This window comes from Pseudomonas sp. PA-7-1E, assembly GCF_021605325.1.
GTDB lineage: Bacteria > Pseudomonadota > Gammaproteobacteria > Pseudomonadales > Pseudomonadaceae > Aquipseudomonas > Aquipseudomonas fluorescens_BV.
In genome coordinates, this window is record NZ_WKFA01000029.1 from 46,859 (window position 1) to 64,242 (window position 17,384).

Here is a 17,384-nt window from a genome sequence, read left to right on the forward strand (position 1 = left end):
ACCTGCCCGCGGCCTAACCCGCATTGCGATCCAACCATTGCCCGGCCAGGGCTCGGGCCTTGGTGTCGGCCTCGAACACCGCCTCCAGGTCATTCACTGCCACTACCGGCTCAAGCGCCAGGACGTCCTCGATGATACTCGCGATCTGCGGAAAGCGGATGCGCCGCTCAAGAAACGCCGCCACGGCAACTTCGTTGGCCGCGTTAAGCATCGCCGGGGCACTGTTACCCGCCTCGGCCGCTTGCCGCGCCAGGCGCAAACAAGGGAAACGCTGCTCGTCCGGGGCTTCGAAGTCCAGGCGCGCGATTGCAAACAAGTCCAACGGTGCTACGCCGGAATCAATCCGCTCAGGCCACGCCAAGGCGTTGGCGATCGGCGTGCGCATGTCCGGGTTACCCAATTGCGCCAACACCGAACCATCCACGTAATCGACCAGGGAATGGATCACACTTTGTGGGTGAATGACCACCTCAACCTGGTCAGGCCGCGCATCGAACAGCCAGCATGCCTCGATCAACTCCAGGCCCTTGTTCATCATGCTCGCCGAATCCACGGAGATTTTGCGCCCCATGGACCAGTTCGGGTGAGCGCATGCCTGATCGGGAGACACATGGTCCAGCTCGGCCGACGGAGTCTGGCGGAATGGGCCACCCGATGCCGTCAGCAGAATTCGGCGCACGCCGACCTGGCTCAAGCCGCGGGCAAAATCACCGGGCATGCACTGGAAGATGGCGTTGTGCTCGCTGTCCAGAGGCAGCAGCACCGCTCCGCTCTTACGCACCGCTTGCATAAAGAGTGCGCCGGACATGACCAAAGCTTCTTTGTTGGCCAGCAGGATTTTCTTGCCAGCATCGACTGCCGCCAAGGTCGGGCGCAAACCTGCCGCACCGACAATCGCCGCCACCACCGTATCCACGTCCGCGTCGGCCGAGACCTGGCATAAGCCTGCCTCGCCAACCAATACCTGAGTGGCCAGCCCGGCAGCCCGCAGATCATCCTGCAGATTACGAGCCGCAGCCGCCTCAGGCACCACGGCAAAGCGCGGCAAGTGACGCACGCACAAGGCCAGCAACTCGCGCAAACGCGTGAAGCCGGTCAGGGCGAAAACTTGATAGCGATCGGGGTGACGCGCTATGACATCCAGGGTACTGAGCCCGACCGAGCCGGTCGCGCCCAGCACCGTAACCTGCTGCAGGCGGCTCACGAAGCGATCATCCACAACAGCACGGCAAAAATAGGCAGCGCAGCGGTGAGGCTGTCGATACGGTCAAGCACACCGCCATGGCCTGGCAGCAGGTTACTGCTGTCCTTGATGCCCGCCTGGCGTTTGAACATGCTCTCGGTAAGGTCGCCCACCACCGAGATGAAGACGACAATAGCCGTCCCCAGCAAGGCCAGAAGCACTTCCTTTACCGACCAGTCACGCACCACACCGACCACCAGGGTGATCAGCAGCGTCAAGGCCAGGCCGCCGTATACGCCTTCCCAGCTCTTGCCGGGGCTTACGGCCGGGGCCAGCTTGCGTTTGCCAAAGGCTCTCCCCGAGAAGTAGGCACCAATGTCGGCGCCCCATACCAACACCATCACAGCCAGGATCAATTCGTTGCCCAGCGGGTAACGCTTTATCTCCACCAGCCCTTGCCAGGCCGGCAAGAGGATCGCCAGGCCAATCACCAGCTTGCAGGCCACGCTGGACCACTGGCTACTGGTGCGCGGATAGGTGAGCACCAGGAAAGTCGCCAACGCCCACCACAACACTGCAGCCCCCAGCACCCAGGGCGCGATGTCCGGCAGGATGTACATGAAGAACAACAACAGCGCGACCAAGGCGGCATAGGCCATACGCGGCAACTGGTTGACAAAGCCTGCCAGGCGCGCCCACTCCCACGCACCAAGGGTCACAACCAGGCCGATGAACAGCGCAAAGCCGGAACCGTCGAGCAGGAAAAAACCGCACAAGGCAATCGGCAGCAGGATCAGCGCCGTGATGATTCGTTGTTTAAGCATTTAAACCCGGGCTCCAGCTTCGATCTGCTCGCTCGTTTTACCGAAGCGACGCTGACGGGAAGCGAAATCAGCCAGTGCATTACGCATGGCTTCGTGTTTGAAGTCCGGCCAGAACAGGTCGGAGAAGTACAGCTCGGTGTAGGCCAGCTGCCACAGCAGGAAATTGCTGATGCGATGCTCGCCACCGGTGCGAATGCACAAGTCCGGCAACGGCAGGTCGCCGGTCACCAGGCAGGTTTGCAACAGTTGGGGCGTGATGTCGTCCGGGCGCAGATGGCCGGCCTGCACTTCGCGGGCCAGCCGCTGCGCAGCCTGGGCAATATCCCACTGACCACCGTAGTTGGCTGCGATCTGCAACACAAAACGGTTACTACCGGCAGTGATGGCCTCGGCTTCGCGCATGGCAGCTTGCAGCTCCGGATGGAAACGCGAGCGATCACCGATGATACGCAGACTGATGTTGTTGTCGTTGAGGCGCTTGGCCTCACGACGCAGAGCCTTGAAGAACAGGTCCATCAAGGCACTGACTTCATCGGCGGGTCGCTGCCAGTTCTCACTTGAGAACGCGAACAAGGTCAATACTTCAACCTTTGCCTCGGCGCACACCTCAATCACCGCCCTTACCGCGTCAACACCCGCTTTATGCCCGGCAACACCCGGCATAAAGCGTTTTTTCGCCCAGCGATTATTCCCATCCATGATGATCGCGACATGGCGCGGCACCACGGAGGGCACAGTCTGCTTGGTCTTTTCCATGAAGGCGTCCTGACCCCTTATACGGCCATCAGGTCCTTTTCTTTTTCTTCGGTCGCCTTGGTGATCTGGGCTTCGGCGTCCTTGGTCAGCTTGTCGATATCAGCGACGGCACGGCGCTCTTCGTCTTCGCTGATTTCCTTGTCCTTGACCAGTTTCTTCAGGTCGCCCAGTGCATCGCGGCGGATGTTACGCACGGCAACGCGCGCATCTTCAGCAGCACTGCGCGCCTGCTTGGTGAAGCCCTTGCGGGTTTCTTCGGTCAGGGCTGGCATGGAGATCAGCAGCAACTCGCCCAGGTTGGTCGGGTTGAGGTTCAGGCCGGCACTCTGGATAGCCTTGTCGACGGCGGCGAGCATGTTGCGCTCGAAGGCAACAACTTGCAGGGTACGCGAATCCTTCACGGTCACGTTGGCCACGCCGCTCAGCGGGGTGTCGGAACCGTAGTAAGGCACCATCACGCTGCCCAGGATGCTTGGGTGCGCCTTGCCAGTACGGATCTGGCCAAAGGCGTGGCTCAAGGATTCCAGGGATTTCTGCATACGCGCCTGGGCGTCTTTCTTGATTTCGTTGATCATTGTTGGCCTTCCTCGATCAGAGTCCCTTCTGCGCCGCCGTGTACGATATTCAGCAGGGCGCCGGGCTTGTTCATGTTAAATACGCGCAGCGGCATCTTGTGGTCGCGGCACAGGCAGATAGCGGTCAGGTCCATGACACCCAGCTTGCGATCCAGTACTTCATCGTAGGTCAGATGATCGAACTTCTCGGCATGCGGGTCTTTGAATGGGTCTGCAGTGTATACGCCATCCACCTTGGTCGCCTTCAACACCACGTCAGCATCGATTTCGATAGCACGCAGGCATGCGGCCGAGTCGGTAGTGAAGAACGGGTTACCTGTGCCAGCAGCAAAGATCACCACTTCCTTGGAGTTCAGGTGGCGCATGGCTTTGCGGCGATCATAGTGATCGGTCACGCCAACCATGGAAATTGCCGACATCACGATGGCCGAGATGTTGGCGCGCTCCAGGGCGTCGCGCATGGCGAGGGCGTTCATCACAGTGGCCAGCATGCCCATGTGGTCGCCGGTAACCCGGTCCATACCGGCCGCACTCAGTGCCGCACCGCGGAACAGGTTGCCACCACCAATCACCAGGCCGACCTGCACGCCGATACCGACCAACTGGCCGACTTCCAGCGCCATGCGGTCAAGCACCTTGGGGTCGATCCCGAACTCTTCCGAGCCCATCAGGGCCTCGCCGCTGAGCTTGAGTAGAATGCGTTTATAGCGAGCCTGATAACCACTGCCCTGCTGAGCCATTGCGAATCTCTCCTGCGGCGTATTTTTTAAAAATTCTTGGCGAGCCGTTTACGGCTTGCGTTCACTCTAGCTGGACGCTGTCACAGCGCCATCGGAACACGGCTTTGTAAGCCAGTTCCGAGAGGAAACCAAATAAAATTGGCCTTCCCATTTGAAAAGAGGCTGCGCGCGTGAGCGGGCAGCCTCTTTCGGCGACAGTTTGGAACTGTCTTATTGCTTGGCGGCAGCCAGCTGGGCAGCAACTTCTTCAGCGAAGTTGTCGACCGGCTTCTCGATGCCTTCGCCTACTTTGAAGTAAGTGAAGGAAACGATTTCAGCACCGGCTTTCTTAGCCAGTTCGCCAACCTTGATTTCAGGGTTCTTGACGAACGCCTGCTCAACCAGGCTTGCTTCGGCCAGGAACTTGCTGATACGGCCTTTGACCATGTTCTCAACAATGTTTTCTGGCTTGCCTTTGATTTTTTCTTCGTTCAGCTGCAGGAACACAGCTTTTTCACGCTCGATCGCTTCGGCCGAAACTTCCGAAGGCAGCAGGAACTCAGGGTTGCTTGCAGCAACGTGCATCGCGATGTCTTTGGCCAGCTCAACGTCGCCGCCTTTCAGAACAACTGCAACACCGATTTTGTTGCCGTGCAGGTAGCCACCAACTACATCACCTTCAACGCGAACCAGGCGACGGATGTTGACGTTTTCGCCAACCTTGCCGACCAGTACCAGGCGAGCTGCTTCTTGAGCTTCGATCAGAGGCTCAACAGTGGTCAGCTTGTCAGCGAAAGCTTTTTCGACGCTGGCAGCAACGAATGCCTTGAAGTCATCCTGCAGAGCCAGGAAGTCGGTCTGGGAGTTCACTTCCAGCAGAACGGCGGATTTGCCGTCTTCTTTCAGAGCGATAGCGCCTTCAGCAGCCACGTTACCTGCTTTCTTGGCAGCCTTGATGGCGCCGGAAGCACGCATGTCATCAATGGCTTTTTCGATGTCGCCGCCGGCCTTGGTCAAGGCCTTTTTGCAATCCATCATGCCTTCGCCGGTACGCTCACGCAGTTCTTTAACCAACGCTGCAGTAATCTCTGCCATTTCAAAATCCTCTTGGATAGGTTTTCAACCATTCCACCCGATTAAACGGGCGATCAATTCTTCCCGAATTTCCGTTGTAGGCCGCTGCACGTTACAAATAATGTAGCTGCGCTGCCGACAAATGGTTTTCGAGGTGGCAAAAAGGGGGCCAAGCCCCCTTTTTGCTTACTGAGTCAACGCCAGGGCGTCAATTACTCAGCGGCAGCTACCGGAGCTTCTTCAACGAACTGCTCGGTACCACCAGCAACGTGGTTGCGACCACGGATTACAGCGTCAGCCATCGAACCCATGTACAGCTGGATAGCGCGGATTGCGTCATCGTTGCCTGGGATGATGTAGTCAACGCCTTCCGGGCTGCTGTTGGTATCGACTACGCCGATAACCGGGATGCCCAGCTTGTTGGCTTCGGTGATCGCGATGCGCTCGTGATCAACGTCGATAACGAACAGTGCGTCAGGCAGACCGCCCATGTCCTTGATACCACCCAGGGAACGATCGAGCTTTTCCAGGTCACGGGAGCGCATCAGCGCTTCTTTCTTGGTCAGCTTGGCGAAAGTACCGTCTTCGGCTTGTACTTCAAGGTCACGCAGACGCTTGATGGAAGCACGGATGGTTTTGAAGTTGGTCAGCATGCCGCCCAACCAGCGGTGATCCACGTACGGCGAACCGCAACGTGCTGCTTCTTCAGCAACGATCTTGCCAGCGGAACGCTTGGTGCCAACGAACAGGATCTTGTTTTTGCCCTGGGCCAGACGCTCTACGAAAGTCAGCGCTTCGTTGAACATTGGCAGGGTTTTTTCAAGGTTGATAATGTGAATCTTGTTACGCGCGCCGAAAATGTACTTACCCATTTTCGGGTTCCAGTAACGGGTCTGGTGACCGAAGTGCACACCGGCCTTCAGCATATCGCGCATGTTGACTTGGGACATGATAGTTCCTTAATAAGTCGGGTTTGGCCTCCACGTATCCCAATGACCAACCAGCGGCATCAAGGCCTCCGGCACCCAGGTCATCGTGTCGACACGTGTGTGGATTTAAGCTTTGCGGGGTATCCCCGGAAAGCGGCGCATTTTATACCACAGCATCGGCAAAAACGAAACCCGCAATCACACTTGCCGGTCGTCGTCTTTGCGTAACCCCTTGAATACAGCCAACATGCCTCTACCTCATAGAGAGAAGCGATCACCAGACGCGCATGATTTGCCAGCATCGTCTGTTAGAATCGCGTTTTTTGGGACTTGCGCGAATGCTGTACCCCTTTGTCGCGCTCCCCGTGAACCGTATTGATTTCAGCGCGTCGCGCTAGAGAGAGCCTGTATGACCGTTACCTTGAAAACCGCCGAAGACATCGCAGGCATGCGCGTTGCCGGCAAACTGGCTGCCGACGTGCTGGAAATGATCGCCGAACACGTCAAGCCCGGCGTCACCACCGAAACGCTGGACCGCATTTGCCACGACTATATAGTCGACGTGCAAAAAGCCATCCCTGCCCCGCTGAATTACAAAGGCTTCCCCAAGTCGATCTGCACCTCGATCAACCACGTGGTCTGCCACGGCATTCCCGGTGACAAGCCACTGAAAGACGGCGACACCCTGAACATCGACGTCACGGTGATCAAGGATGGTTACCACGGCGACACCAGCCGCATGTTCCACGTCGGTAATGTGCCGGTATGGGCCGAGCGTCTGTCCCAGGTCACCCAGGAATGCATGTACAAGGCCATCGAGATCGTCAAGCCCGGCTGCCGCCTGGGCGACATCGGTGAAGTGATCCAGAAGCACGCGGAAAAGAACGGCTTCTCGGTGGTGCGCGAGTTCTGCGGCCACGGTATCGGCAAGGTGTTCCACGAAGAGCCGCAGATTCTGCACTACGGCCGTGCCGGTACCGGTATGGAACTCAAGGCCGGCATGACCTTCACCATCGAACCGATGATCAACCAGGGCAAGGCCGACACCAAGGTGCTGGGCGACGGCTGGACCGCCATCACCAAGGACCGCAAGCTCTCGGCCCAGTGGGAACACACCCTGCTGGTCACCGACACCGGCTACGAGATCTTCACCCTGCGCGCTGACGACACCATCCCACGCGTTTCGGCCTGAAGGTCGCCCAGGTTTTCCCGCAACGTGTTGTGACTGACTGATAGATAGAAAGGAAAGCCGAACGATGCCCCAGGTGGATCCCGAACTCTTCGACCGCGGCCAATTCCAGGCCGAGCTGGCACTGAAGGCAAGCCCCATCGCCGCCTTCAAGAAGGCCATCCGCCAAGCCCGCGAGGTGCTCGATGCGCGCTTTCGCAGCGGCCGGGATATTCGCCGCCTGATCGAAGACCGCGCCTGGTTCGTCGATAACATCCTGCAAAAGGCCTGGGAGCAGTTCAATTGGAGTTTCGACGCCGATATCGCCCTGGTGGCGGTCGGCGGCTACGGTCGCGGCGAACTGCATCCCTACTCCGACATCGACCTGCTGATCCTGCTGGACCAGGCCGATCATGAGACCTTTCGCGATTCCATCGAGCGCTTTCTGACGTTGCTGTGGGACATCGGCCTGGAAGTCGGCCAGAGCGTACGCTCGGTGGACGAATGCGCCGAAGAAGCCCGTGCCGACCTGACGGTGGTCACCAACCTGATGGAAAGCCGCACCATCTGCGGCCCCGAGCGCCTGCGCCAGCGCATGCTCGAAGTCACCAGTACCGCACACATGTGGCCAAGCAAAGACTTTTTCCTGGCCAAGCGCGCCGAGCAAAAAGCCCGGCACCACAAGTACAACGACACCGAATACAACCTGGAACCCAACGTCAAAGGCTCACCCGGTGGGCTGCGGGATATCCAGACAATCTTGTGGGTGGCGCGCCGTCAATACGGCACGCTGAACCTGCGCGCCCTGGCCGGCGAAGGCTTTCTGGTGGAGAGCGAAAATTCCCTGCTGGCCTCGTCCCAGGAATTCCTGTGGAAGGTGCGCTACGCCCTGCACATGCTGGCCGGTCGTTCCGAAGACCGCCTGCTCTTCGATCACCAGCGCTCTATCGCTACCCTTCTGGGCTTTGAAGGCGAAGATGCGAAGACCAGCATCGAAAGCTTCATGCAGCAGTACTACCGGGTAGTCATGAGCATTGCCCAGCTCAGCGACTTGATCATCCAGCACTTCGAAGAAGTGATCCTGGCCCCCGAAGACGAAGCGCCACCGCAGCCGATCAATGCGCGTTTCCAGTTGCACGACGGCTATATCGAAGCACGCAACGACAACGTGTTCCGCCGCACCCCGTTCGCCATGCTGGAAATCTTCGTGTTGATGGCCCAGCAGCCGGAGATCAAAGGCGTGCGCGCCGATACCATCCGCTTGCTGCGGGAAAACCGTCACCTGATCGACGACGATTTTCGCAACGACATTCGCAATACCAGCCTGTTTATCGAGCTGTTCAAGTGCCGCATCGGCATCCATCGCAACCTGCGGCGCATGAACCGCTACGGCATTCTGGGGCGCTACCTGCCGGAGTTCGGCTTTATCGTCGGGCAGATGCAGCACGACCTGTTCCATATCTATACCGTCGATGCCCACACCCTGAACCTGATCAAGCACCTGCGTAAGTTGCAGTACACGCAGGTGTCAGAGAAATTCCCGCTGGCCAGTAAGCTGATGGCCAAGCTGCCCAAGCCCGAGTTGATTTACCTGGCCGGCTTGTACCACGACATCGGCAAGGGCCGGCATGGCGACCACTCGGAGATCGGCGCGGTCGATGCCGAAGCCTTCTGCCAGCGCCACCAGTTGCCGTTGTGGGACAGCCGCCTGATTGTCTGGCTGGTGCAGAACCACCTGGTGATGTCGACCACGGCCCAGCGCAAGGACTTGTCCGACCCACAGGTGATTCACGACTTTGCCGGCATCGTCGGCGATGAGACCCGTCTCGACTACCTCTATGTGCTGACCGTCTCCGATATCAACGCCACTAACCCCACGCTGTGGAACTCCTGGCGTGCCAGCCTGTTGCGCCAGCTGTACACCGAAACCAAGCGCGCCCTGCGCCGTGGCCTGGAGAACCCGGTGGACCGCGAAGAGCAGATCCGCCGCACCCAAAGCGCAGCCCTGGATATCCTGGTGCGCGGCGGTAACGACCCGGACGACGTCGAGCAACTCTGGTCGCAACTGGGTGATGATTACTTCCTGCGCCACACCGCCGGCGACGTGGCCTGGCACAGTGACGCAATCCTGCAGCAACCCGCCGATGGCGGCCCGTTGGTCTTGATCAAGGAAACCACCCAGCGCGAATTCGAAGGCGGCACGCAGATCTTCATCTACGCGCCCGACCAGCACGACTTCTTCGCCGTGACCGTGGCGGCCATGGACCAGCTCAACCTGAACATCCATGACGCCCGGGTCATCACCTCCAGCAGCCAGTTCACCCTCGACACCTACATCGTGCTCGACGCCGACGGCGACTCGATTGGCGACAACCCGGCGCGCGTGAAAAAGATCCGCGAGGGCCTCACCGAAGCCCTGCGCAACCCCGACGACTACCCCACCATCATCCAGCGCCGGGTGCCGCGCCAGCTCAAGCATTTTGCCTTTGCGCCTCAGGTGACCATTTCCAACGACGCACAGCGCCCGGTGACGGTGCTGGAGCTCAGCGCACCGGATCGCCCAGGCCTGCTGGCGCGTATCGGCGGGATTTTCCTGGAGTTCGACCTGTCATTGCAAAATGCCAAGATTGCGACCCTGGGCGAGCGGGTGGAAGACGTGTTCTTTATCACCGATGCCGACAACCAGCCACTGTCCGACCCGGAGCTGTGCCTGCGTTTACAGGCGGCAATCGTGGAGCAGTTGAGCGTGACCCAGGAACCCGGTGTCGAGCTGACCAGACTGACTATTTGAATTCTTAACTTTGTGAACACGAGTCATGTGGGAGCCGGCTTGCCTGCGATGCAGACACCTCGGCCCGTCCGATCGACCGCAGATCGCAGGCAGGCCAGCTCCCACAGATCCGCGCTCACCGTGATAGAGGCTTATATGAACAACGCCCTTAACCAGTTGCAGCCCTACCCCTTCGAGAAGCTGCGCGCCCTGCTCGGCAGCGTGACGCCGAACCCGGACAAACGCCCGATCGCACTGTCCATCGGCGAGCCCAAGCACACGTCACCGGCCTTCGTTGCCGAGGCCTTGAGCAATAACCTCGATCAAATGGCGGTGTACCCCACCACGTTGGGTATCCCGGCACTGCGTGAAGCCATCGGCGCCTGGTGCGAACGCCGCTTCAACGTGCCCAAGGGCTGGCTGGACCCGGCGCGCAACATCCTGCCGGTCAACGGTACGCGCGAGGCGTTGTTTGCCTTCACCCAGACCGTGGTCAACCGTGGCGACGATGCACTGGTTGTGAGCCCCAACCCGTTCTACCAGATCTACGAAGGCGCCGCGTTCCTGGCCGGGGCCAAGCCGCATTACCTGCCGTGCCTGGATAGCAACGGCTTCAATCCAGACTTCGATGCTGTCTCTGCGGATATCTGGAAACGTTGCCAGATCCTGTTCCTGTGCTCCCCCGGTAACCCGACCGGTGCGCTGATTCCAGTCGCCACGCTGAAAAAACTCATCGCCCTGGCCGATAAATACGATTTCGTCATCGCCGCCGACGAATGCTACAGCGAACTGTACTTCGACGAACAAACCCCACCCCCGGGCCTGCTCAGCGCCTGCGTCGAACTGGGCCGTCAGGACTTCAAGCGTTGTGTGGTATTCCACAGCCTATCCAAGCGCTCCAACCTGCCAGGCCTGCGTTCAGGCTTCGTGGCCGGCGACGCCGAGATCCTCAAGGCCTTTTTGCTGTACCGCACCTACCATGGCTGCGCGATGCCGGTGCAAACCCAGTTGGCCAGCATCGCCGCCTGGCAGGATGAGGCCCATGTACTGGCCAACCGTGACCTGTACCGCGAGAAGTTCGACGCAGTGCTGGCGATCCTCAAGCCGGTGCTGGACGTGCAAAGCCCGGACGGCGGCTTTTACCTGTGGCCGAATGTACAAGGCGATGACGCCGCCTTCTGCCGCGATTTGTTCGTGGAAGAACATGTGACGGTGGTGCCGGGCTCTTACCTGTCGCGGGAAGTGGACGGCTTTAACCCAGGTGCGGGGCGTGTGCGCCTGGCATTGGTTGCGCCGTTGGCCGAATGCGTGGAAGCGGCTGAGCGGATTCGGGATTACATTCAACGTCGCACCTGAACACCCTCCCGTATATATCCATGATATACGGGGCATATAATTTCAAGCAGTATGCTCGGAACTTTCCTGCGACGTGGACGAATAAACCAATACATTCGCCCACACTCATCGCAGGAAAGATAACGTGATAGTCACCTCCTCCCAATCCGCTTTTCTATACAACTCGCCCAGTGCGTCCAACGAAGACTCCGCAGATAAAGCACAACCGCTTTCCAGAAGCCGGCGCAATATTGGTGAGCCGGCTAGATACTGGCCTCAAAACAGCACGATCAAAATCGCCATCTACGAATGCGATAAGGACGATGAATACGTACTGGCCGTTAAAAAGGCCGCCAGCGAATGGCTGCCCCACATCAATCTGAAGTTCGAGTTTGTATCCGGGAATGAAGGGGATGTTCGTATCGCGCAGAACCCGAGCAACGACTCCGAAGGCAACTCAGCCGTAGGAACGCAAGCACTCGATAAAAATCCAGCGTATCCCACCATGGAACTCCCATGGGACCATAAGCACCCCAGATTCGCTTACATCGTGATGCACGAGTTTGGGCATATGCTGGGCGCTCATCACGCCCATCAACACCCTGACGCCGATATTCCATGGGATATGGAGAAGATCAAACGTATACCCGGATCAAACAAGCAAGAGGCAGAACGCAACTTGCTTCCCCTGCCTCGGTCCAGCAAATACCACTTCATGCCCTATGATGGCGAATCAGTCATGCACTATGAAATTGATTCCGCCTTCACACACAGAGGCTGGGCCCAGTCAGAAAGTTGGGCGCTGAGCGATGGAGACATCGCCTGGGCAAAAAAGACCTATCCAAAAGCGATATCTGCTATTTCTTGAGCCCCAAATTCGCCTCGCTCATATCCAATTCCGCCAGCACCTCCCTCAATACGTCATCACCAATCTGGTGGTGACGGCTCAAGCTGTACAACTCCAACCGTTGCGCGCGCAGAGCCTTGAGCCGCAGCTTGCGCTCAAGCAGGTCCATTTGCTGCGCCAGCGCCTGAGCTTCAGCCGAATCGTTGAAGACTTCCAATTGATGGCGATATTCCGACATCAGCCGTGCCTTCAGTTCGGTAGCCAATGCCGCCTGGGCGGCGTCCGGCGTTTCGGCCTCGGCTGGCTCGTCGGCCTCCAGTGCATGAATCGCGGCCACGGCGGTCTTTTTCCAGGCTTCGCGCACTTCTTTGTGGCGTTTTTCATCCGGGCTATTCTCGACGCCGCGTAACAGCAGCGGCAGCGCGATACAGGCAGCGACCAGTGATAACAGGATCACACCGGCAGCGATAAAGATCAGCAGGTCACGCTCAGGGAAATCCTGGCCAGGCGCCAACAGCAAGGGCACCGACATGACGCCCGCCAGGGTCACCGCACCGCGTACACCGCCGACGGTCAACAACCAGCAGGAACGGGCCGTCGGCACCAGGGTCAGCGCGCTTTTGCCACGTAGCCTGCGCAGCAACCCTGACAGCCGCCAGATGCTTTGCACCCAGATGAAGCGCAACACCACCAGCACCAGAAAGATCGCCACCACATCCAGGCAGCGATACATCAAGGTGGGCCACAGCGTGGTTTCATGGCTGACCACGGCCTTGATGATGTCTGGCAGTTGCAGACCGAGCAGCAGGAAGATCAGGCCGTTAAAGGCAAACTCCAGCAACGACCACACGCTGCGGTTGAGCAGGCGCGTGCTGGTCTGGCGCGGCAGCAGGTCGAGCCAGCTTTGCATCATGCCCGCTGCCACCGCCGAGAGGATGCCGGACGCGCCCAGGCGTTCAGCCAGTACGTACGCAGCAAAGGGCAGCAACAACATGAACACCACATGGGTCGCCGGGTCGTCCCAACCGCGCGCGATCATCCAGGCGCGCAGGCGGCCGACCAGCCAGCTCAACGCCACACCGATCGCCAGCCCGCCCACCGCCACTAACACAAACGTCAGGCTGGCATCCGCCAGGGAAAAGACCCCGGTCAACGCAGCGGCCAGGGCGAACTTGAAAGTCACGAGGCCCGACGCGTCATTCATCAAGGCCTCGCCCTGGAGCATGTGCATCAGCGGCTTGGGCAAACGGTTCTGGGAAATGGCCGACACCGCCACAGCGTCCGTCGGCGAGAGCACCGCTGCCAGGGCAAAGGCCACCGGCAAGGGGATCGAGGGCAGCAACCAATGAATGAAGTAACCGGCGCCCACCACGGTGAACAGCACCAGCCCCACCGCCAATGTCAGGATCGGGCCACGCAGGTGCCACAACTCACGCTTGGGCATGCGCCAACCATCGGAAAACAACAGTGGCGGCAGGAACAGAAACAGGAACAGCTCAGGGTCCAGCGCCACATGCAGCCCCAACGTGGGCCAGGCCAGCAAGGCGCCGGCGGCGATCTGCACCAGGGGCAAGGGCAGTGGAATGATGCGCCCGATCAGGCGCGAAAAGCTGACCAGCATCAGCAGGATAAGAACGGTGTAGGCGGTTTGCATAACGCGGGTTTCCCGGACAATCGGCTTGCAACGACACATCAGGCAACAACTGGCCGTTGAAGTGCCATATTACCCGGCTATGTTACCTGGCTATGTTACTGGCCTATGCTGCGCACTGGCACTTTGCACAAAAGTCGCACGCTGTTGACGAGCGGCGCCGAAACCCGCTGGTCGTGGCATAATCGGCGATCTTTCATTTTCATACGTCCAAAGGGGGGCAATTCCTTGAGTGCTTCAAGCAAAACCTTGCACCTTTTCGGCATCAAAGCCTGCGACACCATGAAAAAGGCGCGCACCTGGCTCGATGAGCACGGGGTGAGCTATGAGTTCCATGACTACAAAACGGCCGGTATCGACCGCGAACACTTGACCCAATGGTGCAATGAGCACGGTTGGCAGGTGGTTTTGAACCGTGCGGGCACCACCTTTCGCAAACTCGAAGACGAACGCAAAGCCGATCTCGATCAGTCGAAAGCCATTGAATTGATGCTCGCACAACCCTCGATGATCAAGCGCCCGGTGCTCGATCTCGGTGACAGAACCCTGATTGGCTTCAAGCCAGATAGTTATTCGGCGGCCCTCAAGTAGGCCAGCCTTCCATTTTTGTAGAGGTAACAGCATGTCCAATTCCCTGTTCAGCCTGGGCTTCGGCGTCGGCACTCAGAACCGCCAAGGTGCTTGGCTGGAAGTGTTTTACGCACAACCCTTGCTCAACCCGTCGGCTGAAATCGTTGCCGCCATCGCACCGATCCTCGGTTACACCGAAGGCAACCAGGCGATCACCTTCACCGTGAGCCAGGCCCTGCAACTGGCCGACGCGCTCAAAGGCGTCGATGCTGCCCAGGCCGCCCTGCTCAGCCGCCTGGCTGAAAGCCACACGCCGCTGGTCGCGACCTTGCTGGCCGAAGACGCCGCACTGACCTCCACGCCTGAGGCCTACCTCAAGCTGCACCTGCTGTCCCATCGCCTGGTCAAGCCCCACGGCCTGAGCCTGGCCGGTGTGTTCCCGCAGTTGCCGAACGTGGCCTGGACCAGCCAGGGCGCTATCGACATCAATGAACTGGCCGAGCGCCAACTGGAAGCGCGCCTGCGTGGCGACCTGCTGGAAGTGTTCTCGGTGGACAAGTTCCCGAAAATGACCGACTACGTCGTACCGGCTGGCGTGCGTATCGCTGACGCTGCACGTATCCGTCTGGGCGCGTACGTGGGCGAAGGCACCACCGTGATGCACGAAGGCTTCGTCAACTTCAACGCGGGCACCGAAGGCCCGGGCATGATCGAAGGTCGCGTATCGGCGGGCGTATTCGTCGGCAAGGGCTCGGACCTGGGCGGCGGTTGCTCCACCATGGGCACCCTGTCGGGCGGCGGCAATATTGTGATCAAGGTGGGCGAAGGCTGCCTGATCGGCGCCAACGCCGGTACCGGTATCCCATTGGGCGACCGCAACACCGTGGAGTCGGGCCTCTACATCACCGCCGGCACCAAGGTTGCCCTGCTGGACGAGCAGAACCAACTGGTCAAGGTGGTCAAGGCACGCGAGTTGGCTGGCCAGCCGGACCTGCTGTTCCGTCGTAACTCCGAGACCGGTGCCGTGGAGTGTAAAACCCACAAATCGGCCATCGAACTGAACGAAGCGCTGCACGCTCACAACTAAGCAGCCACTCGATGCCACTAGCGGGCCGCACCCTCGGGGGCGGCCCGCTTATACGAGTCTTGATCACCATGCTTGTGCCCTCCCCCTGGCGCGCCGACTTCCCGGCCATCGCCACCCTGCAACGGCAAGACCAGATCTATCTGGACAGCGCCGCCACCACGCAAAAACCCCAAGCCCTGCTGGATGCCATCAATCATTACTACGCCAATGGCGCAGCGAATGTGCACCGTGCCCAGCATTTGCCCGGGGCCCATGCTACCCAGGCCTTTGAAGACAGCCGCAGCAAGGTCGCGCAGTGGTTGAACGCAGGTGACAGCGGGCAGGTTGTGTTTACCCACGGCGCAACGTCTGCGCTGAACCTCCTGGCCTATGGCCTGGAACACTTATTCAATGCGGGCGATGAGATTGCCATCAGCGCCCTGGAACACCACGCCAACCTGTTGCCCTGGCAGCAATTGGCCAAACGCCGCGCGCTCACGCTGGTGGTATTACCCCTGGACGATGAAGGCGTAATCGACCTGGACGCCGCGGCCCGCTTGATTGGCCCGCGCACGCGCCTGCTGGCGGTGAGCCAGTTGTCCAACGTGCTCGGTGCCTGGCAGCCGCTGCAAGCCTTGCTGGCGCTGGCCCAGGCACATGGCGCCCTCACGGTGGTGGACGGCGCCCAAGGCATCGTCCATGGCCGCCACGACGTACAGGCCCTGGGCTGCGACTTCTACGTGTTCTCCAGCCACAAACTCTACGGCCCGGACGGCGTCGGCGTGCTGTATGGCCGTAATGAGGCCCTGCACCACCTGCGCCACTGGCAGTTCGGCGGCGAGATGGTGCAACAGGCCGACTACCACAGCGCCAGCTTTCGCCCCGCGCCGCTGGGCTTTGAAGCCGGCACCCCACCGATTGCCAGCGTGATCGGCCTGGGCGCGAGCCTGGATTACCTGAGCTCGCTGGATGCCTCGGCGGTGATCGCCCACGAAGCCGCCCTGCATGACTACCTGCTGCGTGGGCTTAAGGCACGCAATGGCGTGCGCGTGCTGGGATCGCCGCAGGTGGCGCTGGTGAGTTTTGTGGTGGAGGGCGTGCACAACGCCGACCTCGCCCACCTGCTGACCGAGCAAGGCATTGCAGTGCGTGCCGGTCATCACTGCGCGATGCCATTGTTGAAGGCAATGCATCTGTCAGGCGCTATCCGCGTTTCCCTGGCGCTCTACAACGATTCCGACGACCTGGAACGCTTTTTTGAAGCGCTGGACCAGGCGCTGGACATGCTGCGATGAGCTTGCCGCTGGAGGCACAAGCCGCGCTGGAAGCCTTCCAGGCCGTGGGCAGCTGGGAGCAGCGCGCACGGATGCTGATGCAATGGGGTGAACGCTTGCCCGCCCTGGCTGATGACGAAAAGGTCGATGCTAACCTGGTGCAAGGTTGCGAAAGCCTGGTGTGGCTGGTGGGGCGCTTGCAGGATGGCCATTGGCAGTTTGCTGCGAGCAGCGAGGCACGGATGATTCGCGGGTTGGTGGCGTTGCTGCTGGCACGGGTCAATGGGTTGTCGGCTGATCAATTGCAAGCGGTCGACCTGCCTGGCTGGTTCAATCAACTGGGCCTGTCGCGCCAACTATCGCCGTCGCGCAGCAATGGCTTGAATGCCGTACTGCAACGCATGCGAGACCTGACGCGTACACAGAAATAATGTGGGAGCTGGCTTGCCTGCGATAGCCATAGGTATCTACATAACTCTGTTAGCTCAACGGTAACCACGATGCGAAGCGAGCCGCTCTTGATCTGCTTTTGATCTTAGGCGCCCCGTTAAACCACGCTGGCCGGAATTCGACAGGGATTTGGGGGGTAAACCGGCAGGGATGCCGGTTTAGCCGCCCCGCGCCATGGATGGCGCGTGGCGGC

At 59.7% G+C, this 17,384-nt stretch carries 16 protein-coding genes; 8 read left to right on the plus strand and 8 right to left on the minus strand.

Translation table 11 applies throughout. From position 1 onward, the window contains the following. Window positions 1-13 precede the first annotated feature (13 nt). From ispC to rpsB, 7 genes are all read right to left on the minus strand, one after another. On the minus strand, window positions 14-1,204 hold the full coding sequence (gene ispC / locus GIW79_RS18480) for a 1-deoxy-D-xylulose-5-phosphate reductoisomerase (protein ID WP_181125349.1): 1,191 nt from the start codon (window positions 1,202-1,204) through the stop codon (window positions 14-16). Then, on the minus strand, window positions 1,201-2,007 hold the full coding sequence (locus GIW79_RS18485) for a phosphatidate cytidylyltransferase (protein WP_034126832.1): 807 nt from the start codon (window positions 2,005-2,007) through the stop codon (window positions 1,201-1,203). Before GIW79_RS18485 ends, ispC begins: the two co-directional genes overlap by 4 nt. Beyond that, the gene (gene uppS / locus GIW79_RS18490; RefSeq protein WP_054899097.1) at window positions 2,008-2,763 is read right to left on the minus strand and encodes a polyprenyl diphosphate synthase; all 756 of its coding nucleotides are present in this window, start codon (window positions 2,761-2,763) and stop codon (window positions 2,008-2,010) included. A 17-nt stretch (window positions 2,764-2,780) separates the two neighbouring features. Beyond that, the gene (gene frr / locus GIW79_RS18495) at window positions 2,781-3,338 is read right to left on the minus strand and encodes a ribosome recycling factor (RefSeq protein WP_003189163.1); all 558 of its coding nucleotides are present in this window, start codon (window positions 3,336-3,338) and stop codon (window positions 2,781-2,783) included. Beyond that, window positions 3,335-4,078, minus strand: coding sequence for a UMP kinase (pyrH, locus tag GIW79_RS18500; protein WP_003189161.1), 744 nt, complete (start codon window positions 4,076-4,078; stop codon window positions 3,335-3,337). Before pyrH ends, frr begins: the two co-directional genes overlap by 4 nt. Window positions 4,079-4,288: 210 nt before the next feature. Next, window positions 4,289-5,152 (minus strand): translation elongation factor Ts, encoded by an 864-nt coding sequence (tsf, locus tag GIW79_RS18505; RefSeq protein ID WP_005785711.1) that lies wholly within the window; start codon window positions 5,150-5,152, stop codon window positions 4,289-4,291. A 191-nt stretch (window positions 5,153-5,343) separates the two neighbouring features. Beyond that, complete coding sequence (gene rpsB, locus GIW79_RS18510) at window positions 5,344-6,081, minus strand: 30S ribosomal protein S2 (protein WP_003189158.1); 738 nt, start codon at window positions 6,079-6,081, stop codon at window positions 5,344-5,346. Between the two features lie 388 nt (window positions 6,082-6,469). Here rpsB and map point away from each other — a divergent pair, with 388 nt between their 5' ends. The 4 genes from map to GIW79_RS29675 all read left to right on the plus strand — a co-directional run bounded on the left by map (window position 6,470) and on the right by GIW79_RS29675 (window position 12,201). After that, complete coding sequence (gene map / locus GIW79_RS18515; RefSeq protein ID WP_054917857.1) at window positions 6,470-7,252, plus strand: type I methionyl aminopeptidase; 783 nt, start codon at window positions 6,470-6,472, stop codon at window positions 7,250-7,252. A 64-nt stretch (window positions 7,253-7,316) separates the two neighbouring features. After that, on the plus strand, window positions 7,317-10,019 hold the full coding sequence (locus GIW79_RS18520) for a [protein-PII] uridylyltransferase (protein WP_054917855.1): 2,703 nt from the start codon (window positions 7,317-7,319) through the stop codon (window positions 10,017-10,019). Window positions 10,020-10,154: 135 nt separating this feature from the next. Continuing rightward, window positions 10,155-11,354: a succinyldiaminopimelate transaminase gene (gene dapC, locus GIW79_RS18525; protein WP_236453885.1), complete on the plus strand. Its 1,200-nt coding sequence runs from the start codon at window positions 10,155-10,157 to the stop codon at window positions 11,352-11,354. A 124-nt stretch (window positions 11,355-11,478) separates the two neighbouring features. Then, window positions 11,479-12,201 (plus strand): M12 family metallopeptidase, encoded by a 723-nt coding sequence (locus GIW79_RS29675; RefSeq protein WP_054899092.1) that lies wholly within the window; start codon window positions 11,479-11,481, stop codon window positions 12,199-12,201. On the opposite strand, the gene GIW79_RS18535 is transcribed toward GIW79_RS29675, so the two are convergent. Beyond that, window positions 12,191-13,834 (minus strand): Na+/H+ antiporter, encoded by a 1,644-nt coding sequence (locus GIW79_RS18535; RefSeq protein WP_054899093.1) that lies wholly within the window; start codon window positions 13,832-13,834, stop codon window positions 12,191-12,193. The genes GIW79_RS29675 and GIW79_RS18535 overlap by 11 nt on opposite strands. Before the next feature lie 279 nt (window positions 13,835-14,113). On the opposite strand from GIW79_RS18535, the gene GIW79_RS18540 reads away from it, so the two are divergent. The 4 genes from GIW79_RS18540 (at window position 14,114) to GIW79_RS18555 (ending at window position 17,172) form a co-directional block, all read left to right on the plus strand. Next, a complete protein-coding gene (locus GIW79_RS18540; RefSeq protein ID WP_229999207.1) occupies window positions 14,114-14,422 on the plus strand; it encodes an arsenate reductase in 309 nt (102 codons plus the stop codon). 31 nt (window positions 14,423-14,453) lie between these two features. Then, on the plus strand, window positions 14,454-15,488 hold the full coding sequence (dapD, locus tag GIW79_RS18545; RefSeq protein WP_034126827.1) for a 2,3,4,5-tetrahydropyridine-2,6-dicarboxylate N-succinyltransferase: 1,035 nt from the start codon (window positions 14,454-14,456) through the stop codon (window positions 15,486-15,488). Between the two features lie 68 nt (window positions 15,489-15,556). Then, window positions 15,557-16,762 (plus strand): aminotransferase class V-fold PLP-dependent enzyme, encoded by a 1,206-nt coding sequence (locus GIW79_RS18550; RefSeq protein ID WP_197900957.1) that lies wholly within the window; start codon window positions 15,557-15,559, stop codon window positions 16,760-16,762. Next, a complete protein-coding gene (locus tag GIW79_RS18555; protein WP_054899095.1) occupies window positions 16,759-17,172 on the plus strand; it encodes a SufE family protein in 414 nt (137 codons plus the stop codon). The genes GIW79_RS18550 and GIW79_RS18555 overlap by 4 nt, the downstream gene beginning before the upstream one ends. Window positions 17,173-17,384: the final 212 nt, after the last annotated feature.

Bases quoted from the DNA above. Each gene is read 5' to 3' on its own strand.
- pyrH (WP_003189161.1), bottom strand. From the start codon at position 4,078: ATGGCTCAGCAGGGCAGTGGTTATCAGGCTCGCTATAAACGCATTCTA.
- GIW79_RS18555 (WP_054899095.1), top strand. From the start codon at position 16,759: ATGAGCTTGCCGCTGGAGGCACAAGCCGCGCTGGAAGCCTTCCAGGCC.
- map (WP_054917857.1), top strand. From the start codon at position 6,470: ATGACCGTTACCTTGAAAACCGCCGAAGACATCGCAGGCATGCGCGTT.
- GIW79_RS18535 (WP_054899093.1), bottom strand. From the start codon at position 13,834: ATGCAAACCGCCTACACCGTTCTTATCCTGCTGATGCTGGTCAGCTTT.
- dapD (WP_034126827.1), top strand. From the start codon at position 14,454: ATGTCCAATTCCCTGTTCAGCCTGGGCTTCGGCGTCGGCACTCAGAAC.
- frr (WP_003189163.1), bottom strand. From the start codon at position 3,338: ATGATCAACGAAATCAAGAAAGACGCCCAGGCGCGTATGCAGAAATCC.
- uppS (WP_054899097.1), bottom strand. From the start codon at position 2,763: ATGGAAAAGACCAAGCAGACTGTGCCCTCCGTGGTGCCGCGCCATGTC.
- GIW79_RS18550 (WP_197900957.1), top strand. From the start codon at position 15,557: ATGCTTGTGCCCTCCCCCTGGCGCGCCGACTTCCCGGCCATCGCCACC.
- GIW79_RS18520 (WP_054917855.1), top strand. From the start codon at position 7,317: ATGCCCCAGGTGGATCCCGAACTCTTCGACCGCGGCCAATTCCAGGCC.
- rpsB (WP_003189158.1), bottom strand. From the start codon at position 6,081: ATGTCCCAAGTCAACATGCGCGATATGCTGAAGGCCGGTGTGCACTTC.
- tsf (WP_005785711.1), bottom strand. From the start codon at position 5,152: ATGGCAGAGATTACTGCAGCGTTGGTTAAAGAACTGCGTGAGCGTACC.
- GIW79_RS18540 (WP_229999207.1), top strand. From the start codon at position 14,114: ATGAAAAAGGCGCGCACCTGGCTCGATGAGCACGGGGTGAGCTATGAG.
- GIW79_RS18485 (WP_034126832.1), bottom strand. From the start codon at position 2,007: ATGCTTAAACAACGAATCATCACGGCGCTGATCCTGCTGCCGATTGCC.
- dapC (WP_236453885.1), top strand. From the start codon at position 10,155: ATGAACAACGCCCTTAACCAGTTGCAGCCCTACCCCTTCGAGAAGCTG.